The sequence below is a fragment of the Mucilaginibacter sp. genome, from assembly GCF_041660805.1.
Classification (GTDB): domain Bacteria; phylum Bacteroidota; class Bacteroidia; order Sphingobacteriales; family Sphingobacteriaceae; genus Mucilaginibacter.
Genome location: NZ_JBAZVP010000007.1, coordinates 74368 through 99292, shown reverse-complemented (window position 1 = coordinate 99292; position 24925 = coordinate 74368). Strand labels below are relative to the sequence as shown.

21 protein-coding genes are annotated in these 24925 nt (G+C 40.4%); 11 read left to right on the top strand and 10 right to left on the bottom strand.

Annotation, left to right across the window (positions count from 1 at the left end; genetic code table 11):
• Window positions 1–72: 72 nt before the first annotated feature.
• The 6 genes from WC743_RS11950 to WC743_RS11925 are packed head-to-tail and all read left to right on the top strand — an operon-like array spanning window position 73 to window position 7263.
• A complete protein-coding gene (locus tag WC743_RS11950) occupies window positions 73–1740 on the top strand; it encodes a hypothetical protein (protein ID WP_373012226.1) in 1668 nt (555 codons plus the stop codon).
• Window positions 1733–2752, top strand: a complete 1020-nt coding sequence (locus WC743_RS11945; RefSeq protein ID WP_373012225.1) for a glycosyltransferase — start codon at window positions 1733–1735, stop codon at window positions 2750–2752. The genes WC743_RS11950 and WC743_RS11945 overlap by 8 nt, the downstream gene beginning before the upstream one ends.
• On the top strand, window positions 2742–3884 hold the full coding sequence (locus WC743_RS11940) for a glycosyltransferase family 4 protein (RefSeq protein ID WP_373012224.1): 1143 nt from the start codon (window positions 2742–2744) through the stop codon (window positions 3882–3884). Before WC743_RS11945 ends, WC743_RS11940 begins: the two co-directional genes overlap by 11 nt.
• Window positions 3881–5014: a DUF1972 domain-containing protein gene (locus tag WC743_RS11935; protein WP_373012223.1), complete on the top strand. Its 1134-nt coding sequence runs from the start codon at window positions 3881–3883 to the stop codon at window positions 5012–5014. The genes WC743_RS11940 and WC743_RS11935 overlap by 4 nt, the downstream gene beginning before the upstream one ends.
• Entirely contained in the window at window positions 4986–6251 is a 1266-nt protein-coding gene (locus WC743_RS11930; protein WP_373012222.1) for an O-antigen ligase family protein, read from the top strand. The genes WC743_RS11935 and WC743_RS11930 overlap by 29 nt, the downstream gene beginning before the upstream one ends.
• A 31-nt stretch (window positions 6252–6282) precedes the next feature.
• Window positions 6283–7263 (top strand): hypothetical protein, encoded by a 981-nt coding sequence (locus WC743_RS11925; RefSeq protein WP_373012221.1) that lies wholly within the window; start codon window positions 6283–6285, stop codon window positions 7261–7263.
• Here the strand turns inward: WC743_RS11925 and WC743_RS11920 are convergent, their stop codons facing one another.
• Genes WC743_RS11920 through WC743_RS11900 form a run of 5 tightly spaced genes read right to left on the bottom strand, consistent with a single transcriptional unit; the run spans window position 7264 to window position 12860 of the window.
• A complete protein-coding gene (locus tag WC743_RS11920; protein WP_373012220.1) occupies window positions 7264–8085 on the bottom strand; it encodes a class I SAM-dependent methyltransferase in 822 nt (273 codons plus the stop codon). It lies immediately after the preceding gene.
• Window positions 8085–9548, bottom strand: a complete 1464-nt coding sequence (locus WC743_RS11915) for a radical SAM protein (protein WP_373012218.1) — start codon at window positions 9546–9548, stop codon at window positions 8085–8087. Before WC743_RS11915 ends, WC743_RS11920 begins: the two co-directional genes overlap by 1 nt.
• A 3-nt stretch (window positions 9549–9551) precedes the next feature.
• Window positions 9552–10598 (bottom strand): radical SAM/SPASM domain-containing protein, encoded by a 1047-nt coding sequence (locus WC743_RS11910; RefSeq protein ID WP_373012217.1) that lies wholly within the window; start codon window positions 10596–10598, stop codon window positions 9552–9554.
• A gap of 1 nt (window position 10599) precedes the next feature.
• A complete protein-coding gene (locus tag WC743_RS11905; RefSeq protein WP_373012216.1) occupies window positions 10600–11340 on the bottom strand; it encodes a class I SAM-dependent methyltransferase in 741 nt (246 codons plus the stop codon).
• 17 nt (window positions 11341–11357) lie between these two features.
• Complete coding sequence (locus WC743_RS11900) at window positions 11358–12860, bottom strand: radical SAM protein (RefSeq protein WP_373012215.1); 1503 nt, start codon at window positions 12858–12860, stop codon at window positions 11358–11360.
• 252 nt (window positions 12861–13112) lie between these two features.
• Between WC743_RS11900 and WC743_RS11895 the strand changes: the two genes are divergently transcribed.
• The 5 genes from WC743_RS11895 to WC743_RS11875 are packed head-to-tail and all read left to right on the top strand — an operon-like array spanning window position 13113 to window position 18077.
• On the top strand, window positions 13113–13856 hold the full coding sequence (locus WC743_RS11895) for a class I SAM-dependent methyltransferase (RefSeq protein ID WP_373012214.1): 744 nt from the start codon (window positions 13113–13115) through the stop codon (window positions 13854–13856).
• Window positions 13853–15019 (top strand): amidohydrolase family protein, encoded by a 1167-nt coding sequence (locus WC743_RS11890; RefSeq protein WP_373012213.1) that lies wholly within the window; start codon window positions 13853–13855, stop codon window positions 15017–15019. Before WC743_RS11895 ends, WC743_RS11890 begins: the two co-directional genes overlap by 4 nt.
• A gap of 3 nt (window positions 15020–15022) precedes the next feature.
• Window positions 15023–16027, top strand: coding sequence for a polysaccharide deacetylase family protein (locus WC743_RS11885; RefSeq protein ID WP_373012212.1), 1005 nt, complete (start codon window positions 15023–15025; stop codon window positions 16025–16027).
• Window positions 15999–16955, top strand: coding sequence for a GNAT family N-acetyltransferase (locus WC743_RS11880; protein ID WP_373012211.1), 957 nt, complete (start codon window positions 15999–16001; stop codon window positions 16953–16955). Before WC743_RS11885 ends, WC743_RS11880 begins: the two co-directional genes overlap by 29 nt.
• Window positions 16956–16973: 18 nt before the next feature.
• A complete protein-coding gene (locus WC743_RS11875; protein WP_373012209.1) occupies window positions 16974–18077 on the top strand; it encodes a glycosyltransferase family 4 protein in 1104 nt (367 codons plus the stop codon).
• On the opposite strand, the gene WC743_RS11870 is transcribed toward WC743_RS11875, so the two are convergent.
• From WC743_RS11870 to WC743_RS11850, 5 genes are all read right to left on the bottom strand, one after another.
• Window positions 18053–19132, bottom strand: coding sequence for a glycosyltransferase family 4 protein (locus WC743_RS11870; RefSeq protein ID WP_373012208.1), 1080 nt, complete (start codon window positions 19130–19132; stop codon window positions 18053–18055). The two genes, WC743_RS11875 and WC743_RS11870, sit on opposite strands and share 25 nt — an antisense overlap.
• On the bottom strand, window positions 19122–20783 hold the full coding sequence (locus tag WC743_RS11865; protein WP_373012207.1) for an ATP-binding cassette domain-containing protein: 1662 nt from the start codon (window positions 20781–20783) through the stop codon (window positions 19122–19124). Before WC743_RS11865 ends, WC743_RS11870 begins: the two co-directional genes overlap by 11 nt.
• Before the next feature lie 138 nt (window positions 20784–20921).
• On the bottom strand, window positions 20922–23054 hold the full coding sequence (locus WC743_RS11860; protein ID WP_373012206.1) for a xanthine dehydrogenase family protein molybdopterin-binding subunit: 2133 nt from the start codon (window positions 23052–23054) through the stop codon (window positions 20922–20924).
• A gap of 36 nt (window positions 23055–23090) precedes the next feature.
• Entirely contained in the window at window positions 23091–24083 is a 993-nt protein-coding gene (locus tag WC743_RS11855) for a xanthine dehydrogenase family protein subunit M (protein WP_373012205.1), read from the bottom strand.
• A complete protein-coding gene (locus WC743_RS11850; protein ID WP_373012204.1) occupies window positions 24080–24718 on the bottom strand; it encodes a (2Fe-2S)-binding protein in 639 nt (212 codons plus the stop codon). Before WC743_RS11850 ends, WC743_RS11855 begins: the two co-directional genes overlap by 4 nt.
• Window positions 24719–24925: the final 207 nt, after the last annotated feature.

Genomic DNA, 24925 nt, shown 5'->3' with positions numbered 1-24925 from the left:
GGGAAGATTTCAATTCTGGTAACCACCGCTTTACAGCTTATTTATCCCGATAATTAAAACAATAAATAAGGTATGGCTATTAGCCTTGCAAGTTTCAATATTAAAAAGTGGAAAAATTACGCCGACTGGAAACTGTTGGTTCTGCTACTGCTATTTTTAAATGTAAAGCTCGCTATTAAGATCCCTGCTATAGCACTTGTCTACTTATTACAGTTCGATTTTAAATTTGGCTTCGGGCTAAAAAATTCAAGATTACCACTTTTTTATTTGCTTATAATCGTATTGGCACTTACAGGCTTTGTCATTAACCAGGGCTATCAAAATACCAATTACATTATTGTTTTTTTAACGGGCATATTCTTTTGGCTATTGTGTATCCTGGCCATTCACCAGGTAAAACTATCGGTTGAAAAACAAACCACCGAAACCCTGCATCGTACGCTCTTGGTGTTTTTTATAATCAATTCAATATGCTCTGCCTTAAATCTGTTAAGCATCGTTTGGGAAACCGGTGCTGTTAACCCATATCTATATCAGGGCCAATATCAAAAATACTTTATAAGTACCGGCGACTATATTAAGGGTGTAACGTTTGATACCTCTACAACCAATGCTGTTATCAATGCTATTGGCGTGATCTACTTTTTGGTAAGAAAAAAATCGGTTATGCTGTTGGTTTGCATGGCTACTTTAATACTAAGCGGAAGCAACATCCTTAACATTGTTTTATTGCTGATTATGGCAATTATGTTCGCCTTTAAAAGTACCCGCGAGCAAAAAAGCATGATAATTATTTGCTTGATGATGCTGGTTGTTTTTATGGCAAAGATCTCACCTCAAAACAACCAGTATGTTGATGAAACGCTTACCAATATATTCGAGAAATATCCTAAGCATCATATTCAGGCACAGGTAAAAGAAATCCCTATTGTTGACCGGCCCGATTCTGTACTCACCCCAGATCAGCATAAAGAAAAAATAGCAACCCTTTACCTGGATAGCCTGAGCCATGCAGCATACCTGAAAGAAAACGGAGGCAAACCCAAACCGGTTGATGAAACGATTGTAAAAACCGATGAGGGCCGGATACTGATCCCTCAGGCTAACATCCATTCGGCATCATATCAAAGCATAAAAGTTCCGTTGGCGGCGCAACACCCGCTTATCACATTTATTGATCATCATAAAAGTTTACTCCCTTTTTCTGCAAAAAACATTCCTGTGCCAACATTACCGGGTAAAGCTATAGGCTTGCTGCAAACAGGTAAATTCATGCTTCAAAATCCGGGTAAGATCTTATTGGGCGATGGTATAGGCAACTTCTCATCCAAACTGGCATTTCGCGCAACCGGGCTGGGTTTTGCAGGTGGCTTTCCGAAAAAATATACTTACATCAACCGGGAATTTATGCTTAACCACCTGGATCTGTACCTGAATTTTTTTAGTAAAAACACGGGGTATCATTCTTTAACTAACAGTCCGTTTTCTGTTTATGACCAGCTATGGGCCGAATATGGTTTACTGGGCCTACTCGCATTTGCAGTTTGTTATCTGTGGTTTTTTGCCCGCCACTATCAAAAGCTCACTTATGGAATACCAGTCCTCCTGCTTGTAATGGCCGTGTTGTTTATTGATTACTGGTTTGAACAATTATCTATCTTAATATTTTTTGAATTGATAATGCTGCTCAATATTAAAGAAACAAGTGAGAACAATTTGGAGGGCCTGCAACATGCTTAACCCAAAGATCACCGTTTTAATGCCTGCCTATAATACGGGTAAGTATATTCACGAGGCTATCAGTTCGGTGCTTGAGCAAACCTTTACTGATTTTGAATTATTGATAATAAACGATGGCTCAACGGATGATACGCTTGATGTTATTAACTCTTTTACCGACGCCCGTATCAGAGTAATTAATCAGGATAACAAAGGAATTGCAATTGCTTTAAATAATGGCTTAAACCATGCCCGCGCCCCATATATAGCCCGTTTTGATGCTGATGATGTTTGCTACCCAAACAGGCTGCAGGTGCAATATGATTTTATAACTGCGCACCCTGATTACTCAATCATAGGCTCCGCTTGTGATTATGCTGATGTGAATGGTGAGTATGTCTTCACTTACCAGCCGGCGGCGCATAGTAATAATGAAATTCAACAGTTAGGTTATAAAACCTGCCCGTTCATCCATTCGGGTGTATTTTATAAAAAAGATGTAGTATTAAACGCTGGAGGTTATAACGAACATGCCTACACCTTTGAGGATCATTTTCTTTGGGCTAATATCCTTAAACATGAAAAGGCTTGTAACCTGCAGCAGTCACTTATAAAAGTGAGGTGGAACCCCGAATCAATCACCATTGATGAAAAATGGCGCACTAATACCTTCCGTAAAATAAAATATGCCACGCTTAATAAACTGACCATTACCGAAGCCGACGGTATCAGATTAAGGCAAATAGGTAAGCAGCAGCATTCATCAAGGATAAAAGAAGGTGCTTATTATGCCTTGTTGGGTAAAAAATATTTATGGAATAATTACCAGCCAGTGAAGGCAAGAAAGAATCTGCTGAAGACTTTATCTATCAGTCCGTTTCATATAAAGAATTACTTTTTACTTGTATTATCTTTTTTGCCCGAAAAAGCGGTCCGCAGTTTTTACCACTCAACCAAACCCAATTACAAGCCAAATAAAGTAAAGCTTTCTGCACCATTATTAACCAGTGAGGGGTTAACCTATGGCAACTAATAAAATTAAAATATTTGTTGATGCCCACGTTTTTGATAAAGAATTTCAGGGTGCACAAACGTTTATCCGCGAGCTGTATACCCGGTTACTTGCAGACCACCCCGATCTGGATATTTATTTTGGTGCAAGCAATACGGCCAACATCAGCACCATATTTCCAGATCTGCCTAAGGCCAATATTCTACCTTACAAAAAAAGAGGCATAGGCCTGCTGCGTTTTGTTTTTGACATACCCGCACTCATCAAAAAACACCAATTTAATTTTGCACATTTCCAGTATGTCGCCCCAAAAAACAGTCCCGGCTGTAAGTATGTGGTTACAATGCATGATGTATTGTTTAATGATTTTAAGCAGGATTTTTCTTACCTGTACCGTATTAGCCGGAATTTACTTTTTGGCAACAGCATTAAGCGCGCGCATATTAAAACCACCGTATCAGTTTATTCACAGCAACGCATTTGCAGCTATTACAACATACCAGAGACTGACTTACACGTTATTCAAAACGGGGTAAATGATACCCTAACCCAGTTCCACAGCTCAAAAAAAGAAGCGGTTGAAATAGTAGCGCAAAAGTTTGGCGTACGAAATTTCATCCTTTATACCAGCCGGGTTGAGCCGCGGAAGAACCAATTGCTGTTATTTAACAAATACTTAAAGCTTGAACTCTATAAACGGGGAATCGCCCTGGTTTTTATTGGTAAAGAATCTATTAAAATTCCGGCCTTAACTCAATTGATAAAAGGGTTAAGTGATGAGCAAAAAAAACTATTTTATTGGATTAAGCAGGTAGACCAGCCAGATCTTGCAGCTTTTTACCGGGCATGCAGATTGTTTGTTTATCCATCAAAGGCAGAAGGATTTGGTATACCTCCGTTAGAGGCCGCTATTTGCAAAGCCCCGGTGCTGTGTTCGTCAGCAACGGCCATGCAAAGCTTTCATTTTTTTGAACCATACATGTTTGATCCGGTTAATGAAAAGGACCTGGAACGGAAACTTTCACTCATGATCCACTCCCCCCCGTCCGATTCCTTTACTGCAAAAGTGGCCAAACAGGTACAGCAGCAATACAACTGGGAAAAAAGCAGCAATATATTTTACAACCTGATACAATCAAATTATAACTCATGAAACTAAAAATAGCAATTTTAGGCACGCGGGGCATCCCTAATTATTATGGCGGCTTTGAGCATATTTCTGAATATGTATCAGAAGGGCTGGTTAAAAAAGGACACTCTGTTACAGTTTACAACTCCCATAATCATCCCTATACTGCCGATGACTGGAACGGGGTTGAAATTGTGCATTGTTACGACCCGGAATATTTGGTAGGCACAGCCGGGCAGTTTGCTTATGATTTTAACTGCCTTATGGATGCCCGCAAAAGAAATTTTGATGTATTGATTTTGATGGGCTACACCAGCAGTTCGGTATGGGGGAACCTGTACCCAAAAAACAGCGCCATTATTACCAATATGGATGGACTGGAATGGAAACGCTCTAAATATTCTAAGCCCGTTCAACGCTTTTTACGCTATGCAGAAAAGCTTGCAGTAAAACATAGTCAGTTTTATATATCAGATTCAAGGGTAATAAAACTTTATTTGAAGGATAAGTACAATATTACAAGCAGATATATTCCGTATGGTGCTGACTTATTCTCTGATCACGAAAGGGAACAGCTTGATAAAACCGAAGTATTAAAAGAGGACTACTTTTTATTAATGGCCCGTATGGAGCCCGAAAATAATATTGAGGCCATTTTAGAAGGTTTTAGCAACAGTAACTCTAAAAAAAGCTTTAAGGTTTTGGGCGATACCGGTAACCGTTTCGGCAAGTTCATCACTAATAAATTTGAGCGGGACAATCGTATTCAATTTAAGGGGGCCATTTTTGACAATTCGGCAGTGCGATCATTGCAAAATAACTCCTACCTGTACTTTCACGGGCATAGTGTGGGCGGTACCAACCCATCATTGTTAGAAGCCATGGCAAGCGAAGCGCTGATTGCCGCGCATAATAATCCTTTTAATAAATCGGTACTAAATACGGATGCCTTTTACTTTAACAATTCCACCGAAGTGCGCGATCTGGTTGAGAACGTTCAGCGCCATGACATGGAGAAAACTATGGTGAAGAACAACCTGCATAAAATTCAATTTCAGTTTAATTGGGACAGGATAATTGACGAATACGAGGAATTTATACTGGAGTGCCATCAAAAGAACGTTTATGAAAAAGTTATTCCTCATAACCGATAGTACAGCCAATAAGGTAAGCTATTTTCATGTGATGCTGTTGTTGTTAAGCTTACCTTTTGATAGGTTTTACAGCCACCTGATATTGATAAGCTTAGCCATTCATACCCTTATAAACTTAAATAAGAAGGATATAAAACCGGTATTTACGCTTACTAATTTAATGTTGCAATCGGTGTTTTTTGTGACAGTGATAGGCACACTTTATACTATCAATAAAACCCAGGCCTTTAATGAATGGTCGCGGCAGGTTGTTATACTGCTTGTTCCAATTATCTTTTGCCTGAATACGCTCGATCTTAAAAAATACAGAAATAATCTTTTACTGGTATTTGCATTGGGCTGTACCGCTACCATTTTATACTTGTATCTCCAGGTGTTCATCACCATTAAATATTATCACTTCCCGGTATCGACTGTGTTTTCATCTGCTTTTACCAACCACAATTTTTCGGAACCGATTGATATACACGCCACCTTTTTTTCTATGCAGATAGCGGTGGCGCTTGTTTACTTACTATATGCTTTAGTTAAAGAGACGGCAACAACCGCAAAAATACTTTACTTGTTTTGCAGTGCTGTACTTATGGCAGGCATTCTTCAATTAAGTTCAAAATCAGTATTTGCGGGCTTGCTGATAATTCTAAATGTGGCGTTACCCTACTTTTTGTTAACCGGTAGGGCCAGAATTAAATATATAACCGTGGCTGCTTCAATATCAGTATTGATAATAGCGGGCATTTATAGCATGGGTAATTTCAAAAAACATTACATAACCGACCTGAAAAAAGATTTGAGCAAAGCATCCGCCAATGAACTAACCGACCCGCGACTTGCCCGCTGGGAAGTTGCTTTACAGCTTGCCGCACAAGCACCTTTGATTGGGCACGGCTCAGGTTCAGAGATCCAGTTGTTAAAAGAACGCTTCTTTCAGCATAAATTTTACCGGTCATACCTGCATGGGCTAAACGCCCATAACCAGTTCATTAGTTTTTTTATAAAGACAGGAATTTGGGGCGTGCTCGTTTATCTCGTAATACTATTCTTTGGTTTCAGGATGGCCCTATCAAAGAACGATCTGCTGCTCTTCAGCTTTATGGTGATCATAACAGCTGTTTCGTTCTCTGAAAATTATCTTGATGTGGATAAGGGTGTATTCTTTTATGCCATGTTTTTTTCATTATTCATTTTTTCTTACAACTTGAAAAACAACGATTTAAATGAAAAAATAGCTACGTAAATAATTTTAACACAGGCAACCAAAAAGGCTTTTGTCTCGTCATCATTATATACAAACAGCACAAAATAAAGTATATCAAAAAACTATTCCGTTGTTAAAGATCAAAAGAAATATATTAGCCGCACTCGCCTATTTTGATATGTTTGATTATCCCTTAACATACGGCGAGATATTTTTATTCCTTGAAAATAAATACTGTCAAAGCGACTTTAACGATGCGGTTAATTGCCTGATCAGCAGCAGCACAATATTTCAGTTTGATAAATTTTATTCGCTTAAAAACGATCCTAACATTGCTACAAGGCGTAATAAAGGGAACGCAAAAGCCGCCGAGCTTATAAATAAAGCCAGGGATGTTGGTCGATTGCTTATCAAGTTTCCGTACGTACGGGGCGTGGGTATCTCCGGGTCACTATCAAAATGCTACGCGGATGATAAATCTGATATCGACCTGTTCATCATTACCGAAAAAAACCGCCTTTGGATAGCTCGTACCATAATGCATTGCTTTAAAAAGCTTACCTTTTTAATTAACAAGCAGCATCACTACTGTATGAACTATTACATTGATGAGCAACAACTGCAGATAGTTGAAAAAAATATTTATACAGCCATTGAAATTGATACACTAATACCATTAGAGGGCGACACAGTATTTGAGCAATTTTATGCAGCAAATGTTTGGACACGTGGTTTATTACCTAACAGAACATTACGCTTGTCCACTGCTAAACCATTGAGAAAACACTTGATTAAAAGCTGGATTGAAAGTTTATTTAACAATCGCACCGGTAACTGGCTCGATGATACTTTAATGAAAATAACTGCTAACAGGTGGCATAAAAAAACTTTAATGAAAAAGCTGAACATGAGGGGTACCGTAATGGGAATGGCAGCCAGCAAGCATTGCGCGAAACCCGATCCGGTGAACTTTCAAACCCGGCTCATCAACAGATATCAATACAAGTTGAACTCACTTTTCCATGAAACTGAGGATAAGATTGCCCAGTGATCAATCCTTCTTTTTTAAGCTGATGATATAATAGTCACCAATATTTCTCCAGGGCCAGGCGCTCTTCAATTTCTCCTCGGCATATACTAAACACCTGTAAGCGATAGGATGCTTTTCAGCGAAACCTTCTATATATGATGGTGGGACTATTGTACACAAACCTTCGGTATTTATTATATCAAACCCCGCCTTTAAATGTTTTTTAATATAGGTTGAATTGTAGTACCAGCATTTAAAATGCACACCTTCTACATGCGCTGCCCTGCCACCTCCGCTAAAAAATCTGCGGAAAGCTGTTCTAAACTTCCCTTTAAATAATAACAGCGTTTCCCATAAGCAAAACTTGGGTAGTATCACTAACGTGACCATTCCACCGGGATTCAGTAAGTCCGAAAATGAGTTCAGCACTTTATCCAGTTCGCCGGTACAATTTAATCCTGCAAAATTAGAGAAGATAAGGTCGTACGGGCCCTTTTTCTTCAATTGTTGCAATTGGGTGTAAGAGCATATCTCGGTACTTATCATTTGCTGCATTCCGTTTTGAACTGCTTTTTGCTTCAACTCATTTTGCATGCCTTTTGAGATATCTGTTGCATGTACTTTGAAACCTTGCCGGGCAAAAAATAGGGCATCCTCACCGGTCCCGCTGTTTAGCTCTAATATATGGTTGCCTGGTTTAAGGGATCTTAGTATATGCTCACGCACCCTTTTACGTTTGTAATTGATAATGGTATTATCAGAATACAACGCATCAAAAACACCCGACTGCCTGCTGAAGGCTGTTTCGGCAAATTGCTCGTTCAGGTTTGCGGCTGTTTCCATTATATCGCCCTTTCTAAACTGTTTAACTTTAGTTTTTCTATATAAGTGAGCGGCGTATAATAAAACACGGACAGTGCTTTTTTCAGGCTGCCTTTAGTAACAGAAAAAGGGTTAGTCACCAGCTTTACCAAACTATTTTTAGCCAGATGCTTGTGATAATTTTGGTGCACATAGCTATGCAACTGTTTATAGTAAGGTGCGGGGAAGGTATTGGTAAACATTAAAGCCATCTCGTCGGAGTCCGTCCAATTGGTTTTCTTTTTCAGTTCTGCTTTTACCTTTTCATAAAAACCTGTTCCTGGTAATGGATAGGAGACGGATATCCCAATCTCAAAGGGCAGCAATTTATTGATCATATCAATAGTTAATCTGATATCTTCTTTTGTTTCGCCCGGGTATCCAAACTGGATAAAGAAAGAAGGCTTGATATCATGTTTTTTCATCAGGCCTGTAGCGGTATGTATTTGTTGAATCGTGATGCCCTTATCCATCGCATCCAATACTTTTTGTGAACCGCTTTCCGCACCTATCCAAACGTTTTCACAACCTGATTGGGCAAGTGCTTTTACCAATTCTTCCTCGGTTAGCAAATCAGCCCGTGATTGTATTTTAAACCGTATGCCTATTTTCTCCTGCTGTAACAGCTGGGAAAATTCGAGCACCCAACCGGGCTTTAAGCCGAATATATCGTCACAGAACCAAATATGATCTATATTATAATTTTGCTTTAACAGCCTTATTTCACCAACAACATGCTGCGGACTTCGGGAATTATATCTGTTGCCATAAATAGGCTTGGCACACCAATTACATTTAAATGGGCATCCACGTGTAGTGCCAATATTAATAGAGAAATACCCGGCATGCTTTAGCCAGGTCTGTTTGTAAGTATCAATATCTACCAGATCCCATGCAGGTAAGGGCAAGCTGTCCAGATCTTTTAAAACCGGCCGGGCAAGCGTTTTTATTATCTTTTGCTCGCCCATGTAAGCCAGGCCCATTATACTATTAAAATCAGTTCCACCATTTTTAATATGGTTGGTTAATTCTAAAAGCGTGTGCTCTGCTTCACCCAATATTACAAAATCAGCTCCTTCTGCAAGGTATTCTGCGTACCGGTCGGTAGAGTCGGAACTGGAAACAATTACCGTACAACCACGTGCCCTGGCCAGCTTGCACATTTTAAATGCAGCTTCGCGCATATTTGTGAGGCACATTTTAGTGAGGTAGTTAAAGCCATCATCATATATCACAAAAAAATTGGGCTGATGTGCTTCTATTGCTGGTATCACTTCATTGGGGTCGCTTACAAACATGGTGTCAAACAAGGCTACATTGTATCCCTCCTGCCTCATCAACGCGGCTGCATATATAGTACCCAAAGGCGCATAGGGTTGCCCCAACGACCATTGCTTAGGGTCGAAACGTAAAAAGTAGGAATGCGTAAACAGTATATTGTTCATACGTTAATTCAAGTTAGTTAACGGCGACAAATTCAATGAGCATACACATTTTACACAGGTAGCATTAGTACCCATGTTTAGTTCTTTTCGGAAAGTTATCGCCTTTTCACTGTTTAAAATATCAGCAAATTCATTATCGCGGATATTGCCTATTGCCTCATGAAAAAAACACGGCCTTACGCTACCATCGGCCTCAATCACAGCAGATACCCAAGGCGCATTACATTTCTTAAACGGAAAATCATTCCGCCCATAAAATGCAGCATAATAATGATAGATATCCTGGATCTTCCCCTGCGATTCAGCGATAAAGTGGTTTGTAAAATCGGCCTTGTTTGCAATTATCCGGTTTATTCCCTCCTGCAGTTCTGCCAGTTCATTCTCTGAGGGCAATATCTCATGCTGTTTTGGTTCGCTCCAGGCGGTTTGGCGGTTAAATGCATGGCTGCTTACATCTGCAGGTAAAAAGCTTACCTGGTTTATTCCCATTCCCCTTGCTGCTTCAATAATAGCCTGCCAGTTCCTGAAATTTAACCGGTGGATAACCGTACGCGCGGTAATCCTGTAATCTGGGTTTATTGAACGGATGTACTCTACCCCGTTCTTCAATTTATTAAATGCCCCCGGAATATCACGGATGGCATCGTGCAGTGGCTGGTCGCCATCTAAGGATACGATCAGGTCATCAACATGCTCCAGGATCTGTAAAGCGTTCCGTTCTAATGACAATCCTGTTGAAAGGAGCGTGATTTTTATATGTTGCTTTTTAAGGATGCGGCATAATTGAAAGAAGTTGGCATTTAGCAAAGCTTCCCCGCCAGACATTACCACTTGTTTAGTATCAAACTTTTTAAGGGCAGTAAGCAAACCAGTAATATCATGCTCGGTTAGCTGCTTTAAATTTTTATTGTCCTTCCAAATATCACACATTACACAGCGACAGTTACAGGCGCTATGAGGCATTAAAATAACTATAGGCAGCGCATATATCCTGCTTGTTTGCAGGGTGCGGTAACGCTTGTAGGTATGATATAAGCTTTGCGATGCCATTTTATTTCTTCTTTATGCTGATCCAGTAAAACGGATTACCTTTTAGCAACTTGTTTATGATAGTATTAGGATTAGCCAGTATTTGGTGATCAAATCCTTTCAGATCGTCCAACAGGTGATGAAAATAATAAGCGGCCAATTCCGGGCAGCCCATTTTTGTATAATAAACAAGCGTACGTTCTTTAGCGCTATCTATATTTGAATGATTATAAAAGTTTGTATCTATTAAGTGAATTTCTCCACCAGCAGACAGGCAATTCAAAGCATGGTTAAGTATCTGTTTTAGCGATGGAAAGTATTGAACTGAAGCAGCGAATATGATAACATCAAAACGCAGATCTTTAAATCGTTCGGCATTAAAATCTTCACAAAAAAACTGCAGGTTATTTTTGTGAAACACTCTTTTAGCCTGATCTATTTCTACACGATTTATATCCTGCCCAATTACATTAGCGCCTTTTATTTTTGCTAATTGTGCCGATAACCAGCCATTGCCGCAACCAATCTCCAGGATATTTAAAGCACGTTTCTTTTTACTGAGATAGCCAATTAACCTATTTGCCGAGTGTTTCCTGATCTTCCATTCGTTGTAGTGTACATGCAAGGCATCAATATTTGGCAACTGCGTTACCTGTTCATCAGTATAAAGCCTTTGCTCCTGCTTCCTTAAGGTAATGTACAGCCGCTCAAAGTCCCGGATGGGACTTTCTACTGGTAATATGGCGGTATTATTTAAGGTCATGATCAAGCTGATATCAGTTAAAAACCTTGTATCTCTGGTTGCCTGTAGCGCCAAACCTTTTGCAATAGCTTTATCTCGTAAGGGTATTGATAAAGGTTTACCTTGTATCGGAAATTGGCTACCAACTTTATGGCCATCCGTTTAAGCGCATTCAACCTTATATCTGTAACTGTAGGGTAAACTCCGTTAAGTACTGTCTCAAAGTTCCTTATCTTATCAATCATTTCGGGTGTAAGCCAGGGAGTAAGCGGGTTCTTGTGCAGGTCAAAATTTTCCCATGCAGGGCTTATCCAGTCCTCCAATGTTTCAGGAAACTTAAAGCCGCTCGCTAACACTTGTTTAAATAGTTCAGATCCTTCGGTAGGCACCGGGCTATATACATAAATTACTATTTCGGTTTTAGGATTAACCACCTTTATTTTTTTAATAAAATTTATCTCAAAATCTATTTGTGCCTGCACTTGTTGCGGTGTTGGTGCAGGGGTGCCCAATACAAATGAATATTCGGGGATAATGTCAAACTTCTTCAACCGTTCCGCAAACTCTATGATCTGCTCTCCGGTTTGGGTGCCGCCTTTGTCCATTTGTTCCAAAATGGCGTTATTGCCACTCTCTGCGCCAAAGAATATGATCTTGCATCCCGATTCACGTATGGCTGCTAAAGACGAATCCTTAAATTTATGCATGGTATCAATACGCGCCATTCCCCACCAGGTCATGTTTTCGGGTTTAATAAGCCTTGCAAACTCAACCGCGCGCTTTTCAGATACGAAGAAGTTGTTATCATGAAATTCAATAGCATCAGCACCCCATTTATCCTTAATGTATTTTACATCGTTATAAACTGTTTGGGCAGATTTTGCTTTCCACCTGGCTTCATAAATTGGCACTACAGCACAAAATGAGCAGGTGAACGGGCAACCTATGCTTGAATGATAAGCCATTGTTTTTTTTCCCAGATAGGTTTTACCCAAATATTTGGTGATGGGATAAAAATTGGCCAGCTTATCATAAGGCAAAGCAGGTAACGAATCCTGGTCTATCAGATCTTCTTTAATTGTTTTGGTTATTCTGCCATCGGGCGCCTGGTAAATCAAATTTTTGATAAACTCAAATGGCGCGCCTGTTTCCAGCGCATCTATTAGTTGTGGAAAAGCGTGATCGCCAGGGCCGTTAATAATAAAATCTACATAGCCGGAAAACAGCACCGCGTTAGGTTGGTTCGAGGGAAAATATCCGCCCCATATCATTTTGGTATGAGGGAACTTTTGCTTTACAAACTTTGCTATGGTAATGGCCTGTTTTAACTGCGGGCCGGGCATTACTGTAAATCCGAGATATTTAACCTCACCCGTGTTAAGGTATTGTTCTATTTTTTTTATTGGATCGGCTTCGCAATTCCCGTCAACAATAATCCATTCATACTTGCCTTCAATAGAGGCAGCAATATTTAAAATAGAATTAGGTATCCGGTACTTATTCTCTGCGCTTTTAGGGTTAAACAATAATACTTTGCTCATGCACTTGCTTCCTTAATCTTGATCTTTAAAAATCCCCTTCATGGTGATGGATAAAACCATCACCATGTAAACCGTTTGGGAGGGGATAACCCATAAACTTACTATCAATCACAATACATCACCATCACATTAATAAATACGCCGCCAGATGCGTGGGAGTTGCCTACCATTATAAATAAAAACAGCGCTGGCAACCTTTACTAATGGCATACCGTAATTATTTATACACATCCTATTTAAACTCACTAAACCGTGATAGATATTTTTAAAAATTATGTTAAACAGCACTTCTTCCACTCGCCCATAAAGGAAAAAGGATCTGTTGAAGCTTACGATATCTGGTCGGTGAACTATGACGACCAGCCCGGTAACCTGATGCTTGATCTGGATGATACCTTGTTCTCTAATTTATTGCAAGGCTTAAATCTGGCCAAAAAGCAGGTAGCTGATATTGGCTGCGGCACAGGCAGGCACTGGAGTAAACTGTTAACGCATAAACCCAAAAGCCTCACTGGTTTTGATGTATCTGCTGGGATGCTGAAACGATTGGAACAGAAATATCCTGAAGCGCAAACCTACCAGATCATAGATAACTTATTTACTGATGTGCCCGACCAAAGCTATGATGTTATTATATCAACTTTAACCGTCGCCCACATTAAAAATATTGAAGAAGCTCTGCAGGCGTGGTGCCGTATTTTGAAACCAGGTGGCGATATTATCATTACCGATTTTCATCCCGGTACGCTGGCTTATGGTGGTAAGCGGACTTTTAAACACCATAATACACAAATAGCAGTACAAAACTATGTACACCAGTTAATAGACATTAAAGAGATCATGTCAAATAACAATTTCACATTGGTAACCCAGGAAGAAGTGAAAATTGATGAAACGGTAAAACATTATTATGCCAACCAAAATGCCATGCATGTGTATGAAAGCTATAAAGGTTTCCCCATTATTTATGGGCTGCATTTCAAAAAGATAAAATGATACTGAATAATGTATGCATAGCGGATAGTGATAAAAAGGTGAACATCAGGATAAGCAGGGGTAAAATTGCCCAGATTTCGGACGCTCCCCTTACAGATGAGAACTGCCCGCAGCTTATGTTTATTAATGCCATTATCTTTCCCGGATTGATCAATTCACATGACCATCTTGATTTTAACCTTTTCCCCAAATTAGGTAATAAAACGTACCCCAGCTACACCGAATGGGGTAAACACATTCATAAAACTTATGCAGATGAGATAGCAGCTATTCTTAAAATACCTAAAGAACTGCGGGAGCGCTGGGGCATGTATAAAAACCTGCTATGTGGTGTAACAACGGTGGTTAACCACGGTGAGCGGTCAGGCATGAGGAATGCCCTCATTAACATATTTGAAAAACCACAGAGCATTCACTCAATTCAGTTTGAGAAGGAGTGGAAGAAGAAGCTGAATAACCCCCTTCAAATTAATAAACCCGCAGTAATACATATTGGTGAAGGTACCAATGCGGCTGCCCGCAATGAAGTTAACAAACTGCTTAAATGGAACTTGCTGAACCGAAAACTGATAGGCATTCACGGCGTGGCGCTTACTCCCACACAAGCTAAATCATTTAAAGCGATAGTATGGTGCCCGCAGTCAAACTATTTTTTGTTGGATGCTACCGCAAAAGCTAATCACTTGAAAAAATTCACACAGATATTATTCGGTACCGACTCCACCCTTACCGGCAGTTGGGATATTTGGGATCATATCCGCATGGCCCGCAAAACGCAAATGCTTACCGATGAGGAACTATATCAGTCGCTAACAACAAAAGCAGCGGTTGTATGGCAACTCAATACCGGCAACATACAAGAAGGATTTGATGCCGATCTGATTATTGCCAGGGCAAAAACCAGTACCCCCGGCCTAACTTCATTTTATGATACAAGGCCCGATGATATTTTATTGGTGATGCACCGCGGCAATATCCGGCTGTTTGATGAATCTATCTATCATCAGCTTGACGGAAACAATTTGTACAACTTCAATAAAATACACATAGGCAACAGCATTAAATATGTGCAGGGCGATATAACCGGCTTAATTGCCCAAATAAAGCAGTACAAACCTGATGCGGATATCCCGGTGTATATATCATCAGAACCCGCAGCCTGATCTATGAGCATACTTAAAAAACTCTATAGCAGATCATCCCGTAAAGCGCATCATCTTTTTGGTGATGCGATGCACTTTGTGGGCACCGATAACAATATTTACAGTCAAGCCCGTGGCAGCAGGATTATGGTTTACCACGGTATTTGCCAGGATGCACCTACCCGTTTTAATACTTTATTTATTACTAAAGCAACCTTCGAAGAGCATTTAAAGGTTTATAAAAAACATTTCAATATTATTACGTTAGCTGATTTTTATGACCGGCGTTTTAGTAACGATAAGTTCAATATCTGCCTCACATTTGATGATGGCTTTGCCAATAACTACCATTACGTTTTGCCCTTATTGGAGCAATATCAACTCCCGGCAACCTTTTTTGTGACCGCCATAAACGCCGCCGGTTATGATATTTTATGGAACGATTTTTTAAGTATTGCAGGAAAATTAGGCCCTGCAGAGTTCACATTTAAAAATGAAATTTACTACAAGAACCACTATAATAAATATGTAAGCTTTAAGGGTGTTGCGCTTGCTGAACGGTTACGGCATGGCAGCTTTGATGAAAAAGCAGAATTACTTCATGTGCTGGATAAATTAACAAGTTTTCACCGGGACAAACAACATCCGGATTACTGGCTGCAAATGACCGGGGAACAGATCAAAGCATTATCCGCATCGCAGTACGCCACCATCGGCTCACATGGTTATTATCACAATGATCTTTCGCTGATTGATACGGCATCTGCCGAAAAGGAAGTGGTTCAATCAAAAAACTATTTGGAAAACTTAACCGGCAAAGAGATCAACAGTATTGCTTTTCCCTACGGTGCATATAATGCCGATGTATTGAACATTGCCCAAAAAACCGGGTACAAACAGCTGCTTGCCACAGAATTTAATATCCCGCAGGACCAGAGTGAACCAGCCTTGAGAGAACGGCTAACTATTAACCCTTTTATATCAACAACAAACCAAATGTATGCTACTATCAGGGGAGAATATTATTAATGGTTACCGGATAAAACGGCTAAATTATGACCGGCTAAAGGATATGGCGCAGCTGTATGAAGCCGTTTATGGCAAGCCATTGGCGGCTGATTATTATGCCCGCAAGTATGATACGGCTTACACTAAAGTGATGTACACAGGCTTTCTGGCGTATAATGCTAACGATCTGCCTGTTGCATATTATGGCGTTATCCCCTGTTTTATCCGGTATGATTATGAACCGGTTTTAGCCGCGCAATCTGCTGATACCATGACCCATCCCGGTCATCGCAATAAAGGGCTGTTTGTTTTACTGGCTAACCTAACTTATGATCTTTGCCGCAACAAGGGCATTAAATTACTCTTTGGTTTCCCTAATCAAAACTCACTGCCGGGCCTTGCAAACAAGCTCGGGTGGCAGGTAGTTGGCCATTTAGATCGCTTTACCATCCCTGTTACTACGGTTCCATTAGAGCGGATGGCAGCAAATTCCAGTGTACTTAAAGGCCTTTATAAAGCTTATATAAAACAGGTGTTAAAAAAATTGGTTTTACCACAGCAGGGTATCCCTAATTCAGTATTTAATGAAGAATATAATGGGGTTTACCGTGCCGATGACTACCTGCAATACAAAACTTATAACACTACCTGTACAATTAAAATTGGTGAAGCAACAGTTTGGTTTAAAATTCAAAACGGGTTTATCGTTGGTGATATAAATGGCTTTGATAATGACTTTGATAAAGTAATAAAAACGTTAACCCAACTGGCAAAAAAACTTGGGTTGCAAAAGCTGCAGTTCCAGGCGAGCCCATATACCAAACTATACGCGTTGTTGAAAAAGCGTAGTGAGCCTATCCCCGCTTTTCCTGTCCTCATAAAAGACCTTGGGTTGGGCACAGATTTAACAAACATTGAGTTCACATTTGCTGATATTGATATTTTTTAACCTATAAAGCACCTGTAAATGAGATACGTTTTTGCCAGTTATGTTTACACCAAAGAATTTAACGAGCCATTGGCCTGGTTGAAACGTATCAATGCTTACGCTGGCATTTTAGAGGCACTGGCCAAGAAAAACGAGGTGATCAGCATTGAACAGATCAACTATGAAGGGATGCTTTTAAACCAAAATGTACGATATCGGTTCGTGCGCTTTTCTGACAAAAATTCACGCTTTTTTCCGAAAAAACTTAATAATTATATAAAAGCGCAACAGCCTCAAATAGTGGTTATTCAAGGCCTGCATTTTCCACTGCAGGTTATTCAACTGCGGTTGGTTTTGGGGCGGCGGGTAAAAATAATTGTTCAAAATCATGCCGAAAAACCTTTCTCCGGATTCAAAAAAGTTTTGCAAAAAATTGCTGACCGCTGTGTGGACGCCTACCTGTTTGCATCGTACCCCATGGGGATGGAATGGGTAGCAAATGGCAACCTGGCATCGGCTGCAAAAATTCATGAGGTAATGGAAGTCTCCTCCGTTTTTTACCCTATAGACCGCAAATATGCACGAAAAAAAACAGGCGTTATTGGCGATAAAATATTTTTATGGGTGGGCCGCCTTAATGCAAATAAAGACCCGGTAACAGTGGTGAAAGCTTTTCTCAAATTCGCCGAAAAGGAACCCGGTGCCAGGCTTTATATGATATACCATACTGATGAATTATTAACGATCATACAGGCGTTGCTGGCATCTAAGCCCGAATGGGGGAAATCTGTTATTTTAATAGGCAAAATCCCTCACGCCGACCTGCTATATTGGTTCAATAGCGCTGATTTTATAGTTTCAGGTTCGCATTATGAGGGTAGTGGCGCGGCGGTTTGCGAGGCCATGTCATGTGGCTGTGTGCCCATTGTTACGGATATTCTTTCTTTCCGGATGATAACTGATAGTGGCAAATGCGGCATTTTGTATGAGCCGGGTAATGAAAAGGCTTTGCTCTCCGCCTTAAAGCAAACCTTAAAAATAAATGTTGAGGCCAAACGAAAGCTTACCCTCCAATATTTTAAAACGAATTTATCTTTTGAAGCTATAGCTCAAAAAATTCAACTAATAGCGGCTTCGTTGTAACCAAAAAGTTTCATCATGGCTTTTCCATTATAGGCAATGGGGTATGGCAGCACAGGTTTATGATCTGGCTGAGGCATATCTAGAATCGTTTCTACTTTTTGCAGCATATCATCTTCGTTAATTGCGATGTGCCAATTAGGTATGGGTGCATCCATCGGTTTTACAAAACTAACCACACTTGCACCTGCATACAGCGCTTCCAGGCATACGGCGCCAAAACCTTCATAGACTGATGTATGCAATAGCAACTTTGACCGTTGCATTAAAGCCAACGCTTCATGGTGTGGTAACTCTCCAACAAGCTTTATATTTTCTTCAAGCCCCAGCGTTTTAATAATAGCTAACAAACGCTCGCACTCTGGGCCTTTACCACAAATAACCGCTTGAATGTTGTAGCGCGACTCTTTGATAAGGCTCACCATCTTTACAAAAACATCAAATTGCTTTAACGGAATCAACGAGCCTACTCCTAAAATATCAATGCCTCTTTCCTTCGCCCCTTCGCCAAACAGGGTTGTATCTACCCCTACCGGGATAACATGTGCCGGACTTACGCCATAGTTTTTACTGTATTCTTTTACTATAAAGTCTGATAGCGCAATCAGTTCATCCGCTTTGGGTTTCATCTGTTGGGCATATTTATTACCGGCTTTAGCATCTTGCCCCAAGATCCAGCATAAATGTTTTATTCCTTTTAGCTTAGCGAACCGGCTCCCAATAAGAGCGCACTCATCCAGCCAAAAACTTAATAAACCTATTATCTGATATTGCTTGTTCAGGTTGCGCAAATACCGTACAACCTTTAACCAGGTTACTTGCCGATATATTTTGCCCTTCCCTTTACCCCCAAAAGCTACAACTTCGATCCCATTCCATAAATATCTGCCTGCAAAAAATGGATACTGAAATGTAAGTACGATTACTTTAAGCTGGGGATGCGTTTGCTGTAAAGTTCTTACAAAAACCTGCTGCGGCGGTATGCAGGTGCTATCGTTCTCATCGGCAGGAAAACCTGGGGTGAGTATAATTAACGTTTTGGGCAGATCAGTTTGCATCGGGTAAAATAATTTTATTACAAAAATTTAAGCTTGCTGTGTTGTGCGTTATAAATAGCACCATTTTACCTTGCTCCGTAAGCAGCTTCAACCGGGTAAGTATCATGTGTTCTGCTTCGGTATCCATTTCGTTGAAAGGTTCATCTAATATTAACAGGTCAAAATCATGATATAGGGCACGTGCAAGCATTATTCGTTGCCGTTGCCCGCCGCTTATGTTTTTACCATTTTCTGTGATCTGCTTGTTTATTCCGTCGGTATATTCATTAAATATACCGTCAATGCCACAAATACTTATCGCTTCAGCTAACTTCTCTGCATCATAATCATCATCTGAAAGGGTTATATTTTTAAGGATAGAATCATTTATAAAAAACGCCTGCTGCTTTACATAAGATATTTTTGGCCAGTATTGCTGCCGCTCAATGGCGTTTACAACTTTGTTATTTATTAAAACAGCTCCGCTCTGCTGTTCTAAAAACCCCAACAATAGGTTTACAATGGTGGTTTTACCTAAACCCGACTTACCTGAGATACCTGCAAAATCGCCCGCGGTAATTTCAAAACTGCAGTTATGCAAAATTTCCTGATTTTTAAATTTGAAATCTATCCGGTCGAATTTTATGGAGGAGATATATTCAGTTACTGCTGTTTTAGGCGATGCGCTTGTAACCGCCGGTAAAAGGTCTGTAAGCGTAAAATTGTAAGCCTTAATTTGGCCAGAGCTATTTAAGATCTTAACTATCCCGGGGATGATCTTATAAGAAGCGGCCATAAAAACGCCAATATTGAGCAGATCGATACCTGGTGCATTTGCCGACCAATTATTTAAAGCAATAAGGATGAAGAAACCCAGGATAGCAAACACTTCTATTAATCTTGATGGCAAACCCTGCAATGTTTGCTGGGTAGCAATATTCTTATTCAGCTTGTTTTGATAAGTGTAATAACGGTTCACAAAAAAATTGTCCTTGTTGTAAATATTACTCTCTGTAAACCCTGATAATGATTCCTGTAAATACTGAATAACTTTTGCGCTTGTGGCTTTTGTATCAGCCCTGATACTTTTCAACTTCCTTCTTACAAACCAGGCCAGTAAAATTACAGGTGGCAGCAGCAATATAAAAAGCAGTAAAAACAATGACGGATGATAAAAAAGGATAGCAACGATCGTGAAAAATATCAGCACCGTTTGTGATATTACCTGCTGTACGTTGGTTAAAATGTAAGTGCTAAACTCAATTGGCTGTTGGCTTATTTTACGGATCTGTATAGATGAATCAACATTAATATACTCAAGGTACCCCGCTTTTAGATACTGCCTGATGTTCCTGTCTGACAAACGCGAGGCCACCCGGTAAAAGAAAAAGTTTTGTGACCTGGAGATAAAATACCCCAGCCAGTTTTTTAACCCAAACAGTAAAGAAAATCCACCAATAAGCAGCAGGGAGTTCTCGTTAAAAAAACGGTCAAGGAATGAATTAGCATTTGATGCACCATTCTTTGTATAAAAATTGATCACCAGCAGCATCAATCCCAGAAAAGCAATATCCAGGATGCCAATAATCAGGTCGAGCACTATCAAAGAAGCCAGCTTTTGCCTCTCCTTCTTATCGAGTATCCTTGAAATAGCCGCGTAAATGTTATTCAAAACTTAATTGTTATAAGTATGAAAAGATTACGGTTAAAACCCCTGTTTAGTTGCCTTGGGCTAACAACAATAAAGCCACCTTACTGTGTAAAGCGGCTTTATAAATATATCGTCAATAAAAAAACAGGCGATATGGTATTATATCAGCTTATCCGGAGTAATAGGCATCTCTCTAATTCGTTTTCCGGTGGCGTTATACACCGCGTTGGCTACTGCAGGTGCAACACCAATTAATGAAATCTCTCCTATACCTTTTGTGCCGACAGGGTTAATTATGGGGTCGGGTTTATCAATAAATATTGCCTCAATTTGTGGTATATCAGCATTAACAGGTACATGATAATCGGCAAAGTTACCATTAACATACCGGCCAAAACGGTCGTCAAAAACCGCTTCTTCTGTCATGGCCATACCAATACCGCCAACAGCCCCGCCAATCATTTGGCTGCTTGCTGTTTTGTTACTTACAATTTTGCCAGAATCTACAACTGCTACTAGTTTCTTAATTTTAACAACACCTGTTAACGGATGAACATATACCTGCACAAAATGAGCGGAAAAAGAATACATGGAGTATTTTTTAGCATCCTCACCACCTTGCGATTCTTTGGTTAACTCCACAAACGGCAGGTTTAGCTGTTTTAAAACATTGGCATAATCTATTGCATCAGTACTATTTTCCGGCTTGCCTGAAAGGCTGTAAAGTTTTTGTTTAAGCGCAAGGCAAGCATCATGCACCGCAGACCCAACTGATGATACCGTTGCCGACCCTCCCTGTGTTGGAGCAGTTGGAAATGCAGAATTACCCAGTTCAAAAGTTATTCTTTCTGCCGGGATACCCAGTTTATCCGCCGCTATTAATACCATAGCTGTGGCCGTACCCGGGCCAATGTCACTTGTAGCACTCTGTATATTTATAGTACCGTTTGGAAGCAGCTTTATTTTAGCTGATGTTTTAGAGCGATATGCCCCAAAGGCACCGCATCCTATGCCGTAACCAACCAACCATTCGCCGTCTTTATTTGCACCTGGCGTTGCAGAACGCTTTTCCCAGCCTATCCGCTCGGCACCTTTTTGATAACATTCTTTAAGATGCTTGCTTGACCATGGCAGATTAAGTTCGGGATTGATATCCGCATAGTTTTTAAGCCGGAGTTCGATAGGATCTATTTTTAACAAATAAGATAACTCATCTAAGGCAGATTCTAACCCGAATGCTCCCGTTGCCTCACCCGGCCCCCGCATAGGCGCAGGCACACCAACATTGAGCGGTACAATTTTGTACCGTGTATTAACGTTTGGGCTGGCATATAAAAACCTGGAAACATTAACCGACCGCTCTGTAAACTCTTCGTAAATAGCAGACTGGGAATGAGATTCATGAGTAATACCAACCAATTTACCATCGGGCGTGGCACCTATTCCAATTTTTTGAATAGTTAAAGGGCGGTAACCAACCAGGGTGAACATTTGCTCGCGGGTAAGCGTTAATTTAACCGGGCGTTTAACCACTTGTGCCGCCTGCACTGCTGCTACCTCATGCGGCCAGGTACGTAATGATGAACCAAATGCACCGCCAACAAATCTTGAATTGATCTGCACGTTTGCCGGTTCAATATCAAAAGCAGTGGCAATAGCCCTTTGAGAGCTAACAACCCCTTGCGATTTGGTATAAAGTGTAACTTTACCATCACCATCCCAAAACGCTGTAGTTACATGTAATTCCATTGGGTTATGCATTTCTGATGGCAGCGTATACTCCTGCTCAACTTTTACAGGCGCGTTCTTATAAGCATCTGCTTCGCCACGTACATAATCTTTATGGGTTGGGTTTGCCGGACTAACACCTTTATCTATATTTTTATGAAAATTGGTTTCAAACTTCTCTGGTTGATAGGTAGCCTTAATTAAACTAGCGGCAAAGGTTGCCCTCTCAAATGTTTCGGCTACAACCAAGGCAATGGGTTGGCCGTTAAAATACACCTTGTTATCATTAAATAATTTCAATCCTTTAACCGGTTTGGCTGCGTTTGGCTGGTAACCCGGCACTTTTGGCGCGTTAAACGGAGTTATAACAGTAATTACGCCCGGTGCGCGCAAGGCCGCTTTAGTATCAATTGCTGTTACAGTCCCGCTGGTTATTGTTGCAGGGACTAACACACCGTATGTTAAATTATTTACATGATACTCGCCTGAATAGGTAGCCCCGCCTGTAACTTTTAATCTGCCGTCAACCCGGCTTAAAGAATCTCCAATTGTATCTTTCTTCATTGCAATGCCTGTTAATATTGATCGCGTTTAATTAATTTATGCAGGTACTAAACCAGAAGCTATTTTTAAAGCTTGTATAATAGCATTGGGCGCCAGTTTTAGTTTAAACTTATTATACTCATAAGCCTTTGCGCCTTGCATAGCTATTTGCGCAGCCTGTTTAAAGGTTTCTTCGTTAACAGGTTTACCCTTTAAAAATGTTTCTGCCGATGATAAGCGCCATGGTTTATGTGCTACGCCCCCCATGGCCAGCCTAACATCATGAATAGTATTACCTTGAATATTTAAAGCTGCCGCAACCGAAACTAGCGCAAAAGCATAAGATGTACGGTCGCGAATTTTCAAATAATGAATATTTTTAGTGAAAGGAGATGAAGGCAGGTCTATGGCTGTGATCAGCTCGCCCTTTTTCAAAGTATTATCAAGTTCCGGATGATCACCTGGTAAACGGTGAAAATCAGCAAATTTAATGGTTCTCGCCCCTTTTGCCCCGCTGATATGTACTGTTGCATCCAGCGCGGTTAAAGCCACATTCATATCGCTTGGGTTTACTGCAATACAGCTATCGCTTGCGCCAAATAAAGCATGCATGCGGTTATAACCTGCAATAGCACCGCAACCGCTGCCTGGTACACGCTTATTGCACGGCATAGCTGTATCAAAAAAGTATGGGCAACGTGTACGCTGCATCATGTTGCCGCCCACGGTTGCCATGTTTCTTAACTGCGGTGACGCACCCGCGTTAATTGCAAGTGACAATAACGGAAAGTTCGTTTTGATCAGGCTGCTTTCTGCTACATCGGTATTGGTAGCCAATGCGCCTATTTTTACGCCTGTTGGTGTTTTATCGATGCTTTTTAAAGGCAGGTTTGTAATATCAACCAGTTTATTGGGTACAACCAGCCCCATTTTCATCATATCAATAAGGTTGGTACCACCTGCCAAATAGTATGCATTAACCGGGTCTTTAGCTAAAGACTTGATAGCTCCGGATGCTTCTGAGGGTCTTATGTATTGGAACTGATTCATGACTGGCCTCCATTTTTAACTTCTTTTATAGCATTCACAATGTTAGGGTAAGCACCGCACCTGCAAATGTTGCCGCTCATAAACTCTCTTATCTCACCTTCAGAATTGGCGTGGCCTTCTTTTATAATAGCCACTGCCGACATAATTTGCCCGGATGTGCAGTACCCGCACTGAAAACCATCATGTTTAATAAAGGCCTCTTGCATAGGGTGCAACTGATCGCCGTTTGCCAACCCCTCAATGGTAGTTATCTTTTTCCCCTGGTTGCTTATAGCAAGGCTTAAGCAGGAGTTTACACGGATACCGTTAACATGAACGGTACACGCGCCGCATTGTCCGCGGTCGCATCCTTTTTTGGTGCCTGTTAAATGCAGTTCTTCACGCAGTACATCTAAAAGAGTAACCCTGGGTTCAACCTTAAGATTATGCTTAACGCCATTTACTTCAAGCTGGAGAGACATTTTTTCAAAAACATCGGCCAGTTTTTCGTCCCATTGGTTATCCGCGGCTTTAACGGCCACTCCGGGAGTTAATGCAATCGCTGTTAAAAAGGATGACTTCTTTAAAAAATCACGACGATTACCATTCAAAATGTTATCGCTATCTGGCTCAGTACAAGGTTTCTTTGTGGCCATATCTGAAATATTATTGGTGATACTAATGAATTACCGCTATTCTTATAATAACTAAAATCCTTTGTTGATGTTTTGCCTGTTTATAAAAGACTTATGTACACAGAGCATTAAGCTTATATTATTAGGCAAGATATGATATTGTAATCTATTTATGCTTATGCAAAACAATTGTTACGATATCCCGGGAAAAATGTGATTAGGTGATTA

Excerpts from the sequence above, each read along its gene's own strand:
- WC743_RS11890 (WP_373012213.1), top strand. The coding sequence starts at position 13,853 with ATGATACTGAATAATGTATGCATAGCGGATAGTGATAAAAAGGTGAAC.
- WC743_RS11870 (WP_373012208.1), bottom strand. The coding sequence starts at position 19,132 with ATGCAAACTGATCTGCCCAAAACGTTAATTATACTCACCCCAGGTTTT.
- WC743_RS11855 (WP_373012205.1), bottom strand. The coding sequence starts at position 24,083 with ATGAATCAGTTCCAATACATAAGACCCTCAGAAGCATCCGGAGCTATC.
- WC743_RS11920 (WP_373012220.1), bottom strand. The coding sequence starts at position 8,085 with ATGGAAACAGCCGCAAACCTGAACGAGCAATTTGCCGAAACAGCCTTC.
- WC743_RS11940 (WP_373012224.1), top strand. The coding sequence starts at position 2,742 with ATGGCAACTAATAAAATTAAAATATTTGTTGATGCCCACGTTTTTGAT.
- WC743_RS11875 (WP_373012209.1), top strand. The coding sequence starts at position 16,974 with ATGAGATACGTTTTTGCCAGTTATGTTTACACCAAAGAATTTAACGAG.
- WC743_RS11900 (WP_373012215.1), bottom strand. The coding sequence starts at position 12,860 with ATGAGCAAAGTATTATTGTTTAACCCTAAAAGCGCAGAGAATAAGTAC.
- WC743_RS11945 (WP_373012225.1), top strand. The coding sequence starts at position 1,733 with ATGCTTAACCCAAAGATCACCGTTTTAATGCCTGCCTATAATACGGGT.
- WC743_RS11905 (WP_373012216.1), bottom strand. The coding sequence starts at position 11,340 with ATGACCTTAAATAATACCGCCATATTACCAGTAGAAAGTCCCATCCGG.
- WC743_RS11950 (WP_373012226.1), top strand. The coding sequence starts at position 73 with ATGGCTATTAGCCTTGCAAGTTTCAATATTAAAAAGTGGAAAAATTAC.
- WC743_RS11880 (WP_373012211.1), top strand. The coding sequence starts at position 15,999 with ATGCTACTATCAGGGGAGAATATTATTAATGGTTACCGGATAAAACGG.
- WC743_RS11850 (WP_373012204.1), bottom strand. The coding sequence starts at position 24,718 with ATGGCCACAAAGAAACCTTGTACTGAGCCAGATAGCGATAACATTTTG.
- WC743_RS11915 (WP_373012218.1), bottom strand. The coding sequence starts at position 9,548 with ATGAACAATATACTGTTTACGCATTCCTACTTTTTACGTTTCGACCCT.
- WC743_RS11935 (WP_373012223.1), top strand. The coding sequence starts at position 3,881 with ATGAAACTAAAAATAGCAATTTTAGGCACGCGGGGCATCCCTAATTAT.
- WC743_RS11910 (WP_373012217.1), bottom strand. The coding sequence starts at position 10,598 with ATGGCATCGCAAAGCTTATATCATACCTACAAGCGTTACCGCACCCTG.
- WC743_RS11860 (WP_373012206.1), bottom strand. The coding sequence starts at position 23,054 with ATGAAGAAAGATACAATTGGAGATTCTTTAAGCCGGGTTGACGGCAGA.
- WC743_RS11930 (WP_373012222.1), top strand. The coding sequence starts at position 4,986 with ATGAAAAAGTTATTCCTCATAACCGATAGTACAGCCAATAAGGTAAGC.
- WC743_RS11885 (WP_373012212.1), top strand. The coding sequence starts at position 15,023 with ATGAGCATACTTAAAAAACTCTATAGCAGATCATCCCGTAAAGCGCAT.